The sequence below is a fragment of the Pseudomonas sp. R62 genome (genome assembly GCF_000257605.1).
In the GTDB taxonomy this organism is placed as follows: domain Bacteria; phylum Pseudomonadota; class Gammaproteobacteria; order Pseudomonadales; family Pseudomonadaceae; genus Aquipseudomonas; species Aquipseudomonas atacamensis.
Genome location: NZ_JH635999.1, coordinates 2163554 through 2166792, shown reverse-complemented (window position 1 = coordinate 2166792; position 3239 = coordinate 2163554). Strand labels below are relative to the sequence as shown.

Genomic DNA, 3239 nt, shown 5'->3' with positions numbered 1-3239 from the left:
CATCGACCTGCCAGACTTCAGTCGAACTCAGGTTTGGATAGCATGAAGATCGGCTCCCTTTCCCCCTCGCCCCCCTGGGGGAGAGGGCTGGGGTGAGGGGGTAAAGCTCTTCAGCCGTGCGGCAATGCCAGCGGCGGGGCGAAATCGAACGGCGCCAAGGCATACCCACTCTCATCGACCTGCAACGCCCAACCCTGACGATCCCAATCCCCCAGCACAATCCGCTTCGCCGCCTGCTCACCAAGCTGCAACTTGTGAATTGCCGGGCGGTGGGTGTGGCCGTGGATCAGAGTCTTCACGCCGAATGCCTGCATCACTCGCGGAATCTCTTCCGGGGTGACATCGACAATGTCATTGGCCTTCATCCGCGTCTGCGCACGGCTTTCGCTGCGTAGCTTGCGCGCCAGTTTGTGGCGGCTGCTCAGCGGCAGGTGACGGAGGATGAACAGGGTAATCGGGTTGCGCAGGTAGCGGCGCAGCTTCATGTAGCCAACGTCGCGGGTGCACAGGCTGTCGCCGTGCATCAGCAGCACCGGCTCGCCGTAGAACTGCACGACACTCGGATCCTTCAGCAAGGTGCATCCGGCCTGTTTGCAGAAGGCCTTGCCGAGCATGAAATCGCGATTGCCGTGCATCAGAAAGATGGCCGTGCCGCTGTCGCTCAAATCGCGCAGGGCCTGGCAGATGGAACGCTGAAAGGGCGTCATGGCGTCGTCGCCAATCCATGCCTCGAAGAAGTCGCCGAGGATGTACAACGCACTCGCCGAGCGGGCGCGTCCGGCGAGCAAATCCAGAAACGCCCGGGTAATGTCCGGGCGCTCCTCTTCCAGATGCAAGTCTGAAATCAGCAATATCACGCTGCGATGATCTCGGCTTTCTCGATGATCACGTCGTCTGCTGGTACGTCCTGGTGGCCGGCCTTGGAAGTGGTCGACACGCCTTTGATCTTGTCGACAACGTCGGTGCCGGCGGTCACTTTACCGAATACCGCGTAGCCCCAGCCCTGAGTGGTCTTGCCGCTGTGGTTGAGGAAGGTGTTGTCGGCGACGTTGATGAAGAACTGTGCCGAAGCCGAATGCGGCTCCATGGTGCGGGCCATGGCGACGGTGTATTTGTCGTTGGAGAGACCGTTGTCCGCTTCGTTCTGGATGCTTGCACGCTTGTCTTTCTTCTCTTTCATGCCTGGCTCGAAACCGCCGCCCTGGATCATGAAGTTGCCGATGACGCGGTGGAATACGGTGTTGGTGTAGTGACCGGCGTTGACGTACTCGATGAAGTTGGCAACGGTGATCGGCGCCTTTTCAGCGTTCAGTTCGATGACGATGTCGCCATGGTTGGTGGTCAGTTTGACTTGAGTCATGGTCATTACTCTTCATAGGGAATTCGTGGTTCTGGGACATTGAGCCCCACAACCGGTTCAGCCTGCTTCGGCCAAGGTGCGCAGTTTAGCGTGACAGGCGCGAATTTCGAGGCGGTTTTTCATTTCCCGGCGATTAAATGCGTGCCTTTATAAGAGCTGCTCTGTCAGGCCCTTGACAGCATCGGCTATGATAGCGGCTTTGTTTTGTCTGGCCCCTCTTTGCGGCCGCGCACCTGTACGTCAAGGATCCTATGAGCAAGCCCACTGTCGACCCTACCTCGAATGCCAAGTCCGGCCCTGCCGTGCCGGTCAACTTCCTGCGGCCGATCATCCAGGCAGACCTGGACTCGGGCAAGCACACCCAGATCGTGACTCGCTTCCCGCCGGAGCCCAACGGCTACCTGCACATCGGCCACGCCAAGTCGATCTGCGTCAACTTCGGCCTGGCCCAGGAGTTCGGCGGCGTCACGCACCTGCGTTTTGACGACACCAACCCGGCCAAGGAAGATCAGGAATACATCGACGCCATCGAAAGCGACGTCAAATGGCTGGGCTTCGAATGGTCCGGTGAAGTGCGCTACGCCTCGCAGTATTTCGATCAATTGCACGACTGGGCCGTCGAGCTGATCAAGGCCGGCAAGGCCTACGTCGACGACCTTACCCCGGAGCAGGCCAAGGAATACCGTGGCAGCCTGACCGAACCGGGCAAGAACAGCCCGTTCCGTGACCGTTCGGTTGAGGAAAACCTCGACCTGTTCGCGCGCATGAAGGCCGGTGAATTCCCCGACGGCGCGCGCGTGCTGCGGGCGAAGATCGACATGGCCTCGCCGAACATGAACCTGCGCGACCCGATCATGTATCGCATCCGTCACGCGCATCACCACCAGACCGGCGACAAGTGGTGCATCTATCCGAACTACGACTTCACCCATGGGCAGTCGGACGCCATCGAAGGCATCACGCATTCGATCTGCACCCTCGAGTTCGAAAGCCATCGCCCGCTGTACGAATGGTTCCTGGAGAACCTGCCGGTGCCGGCGAACCCGCGCCAGTACGAATTCAGCCGCCTGAACCTGAACTACACGATCACCAGCAAGCGCAAGCTCAAGCAACTGGTTGACGAGAAGCACGTCAATGGCTGGGACGATCCGCGGATGTCCACGCTGTCGGGCTTCCGCCGCCGTGGCTACACGCCGAAATCGATCCGCAACTTCTGCGAAATGATCGGCACCAACCGTTCCGACGGCGTGGTCGATTTCGGCATGCTCGAATTCAGCATTCGTGACGACCTCGACCACAGCGCACCGCGCGCCATGTGCGTGCTGCGTCCGCTGAAAGTGGTCATCACCAACTACCCGGAAGGCCAGGTCGAAAACCTCGAACTGCCACGCCATCCGAAAGAAGACATGGGCGTGCGCGCGCTGCCGTTTGCCCGGGAAATCTACATTGACCGTGAAGACTTCATGGAAGAGCCGCCGAAGGGCTACAAGCGCCTGGAACCGGCCGGTGAAGTGCGTCTGCGCGGCAGCTACGTGATCCGCGCCGACGAAGCGATCAAGGACGCCGACGGCAACATCGTCGAACTGCGTTGCTCGTACGACCCGGACACCCTCGGCAAGAACCCGGAAGGGCGCAAGGTCAAAGGCGTGATCCACTGGGTGCCGGCCGCCGCCAGCGTCGAGTGCGAAGTGCGTCTGTACGATCGCCTGTTCCGTTCGCCGAACCCGGAGAAGGCCGAAGACAGCGCCAGCTTCCTCGACAACATCAACCCTGACTCGCTGCAAGTGCTGACCGGTTGTCGCGCTGAGCCATCGCTCGGCAACGCACAGCCGGAAGACCGTTTCCAGTTCGAGCGCGAAGGCTACTTCGTCGCAGACCT

Annotated in this window: 3 protein-coding genes; 1 reads left to right on the top strand and 2 read right to left on the bottom strand. The window is 60.4% G+C overall.

Features of this window, described 5'->3' with window-relative positions:
• Nucleotides 1–110 precede the first annotated feature (110 nt).
• Nucleotides 111–857, bottom strand: coding sequence for a UDP-2,3-diacylglucosamine diphosphatase (gene lpxH, locus OQK_RS27570; protein WP_016775296.1), 747 nt, complete (start codon nucleotides 855–857; stop codon nucleotides 111–113).
• On the bottom strand, nucleotides 854–1360 hold the full coding sequence (locus OQK_RS27565) for a peptidylprolyl isomerase (protein WP_038862220.1): 507 nt from the start codon (nucleotides 1358–1360) through the stop codon (nucleotides 854–856). Before OQK_RS27565 ends, lpxH begins: the two co-directional genes overlap by 4 nt.
• A 251-nt stretch (nucleotides 1361–1611) precedes the next feature.
• On the opposite strand from OQK_RS27565, the gene OQK_RS27560 reads away from it, so the two are divergent.
• On the top strand, nucleotides 1612–3239 hold a 1628-nt coding region (locus tag OQK_RS27560), incomplete at its 3' end, for a glutamine--tRNA ligase/YqeY domain fusion protein (protein WP_016775294.1).

Excerpts from the sequence above, each read along its gene's own strand:
- OQK_RS27565 (WP_038862220.1), bottom strand. The coding sequence starts at position 1,360 with ATGACTCAAGTCAAACTGACCACCAACCATGGCGACATCGTCATCGAA.